This window comes from Pantoea sp. GbtcB22 (assembly GCF_019091025.1).
GTDB classification, from domain to species: Bacteria; Pseudomonadota; Gammaproteobacteria; order Enterobacterales; family Enterobacteriaceae; genus Pantoea; species Pantoea leporis.
In genome coordinates, this window is the sequence record NZ_JAGXKB010000691.1 from 1 (window position 1) to 242 (window position 242).

The following is a 242-nucleotide window of genomic DNA, read 5'->3' on the forward strand; positions in this document are numbered from 1 at the left end:
CCTTCCAGCTGTTCGATGGCCGCGACATAGTTGTACTCCGCTAGTTTCCCCTGCGAGCTGACCGAGCCGCCGCTGTAAAGTGGCATGGTGAAGCTCAAGCCAGCCTGGTTAGAACCGGTGATGGAATCGGTGCTGCCAGCGCTCTGATTGGCCCGACTGCCCCCATATTTGCTGTTTGACATACCGGTTGAGGCGGACAAATCCAGCGTTGGCATGGGGCCCGGTTCGGCTGAACCAATCTG

1 protein-coding gene is annotated in these 242 nt (G+C 58.7%); it reads right to left on the reverse strand.

Annotated features, from left to right (window positions below; genetic code table 11):
- Positions 1–242, reverse strand: a 242-nt coding sequence (locus KVT28_RS26390; RefSeq protein ID WP_217551251.1) for a TolC family protein, incomplete at both ends; no start/stop codon positions are given.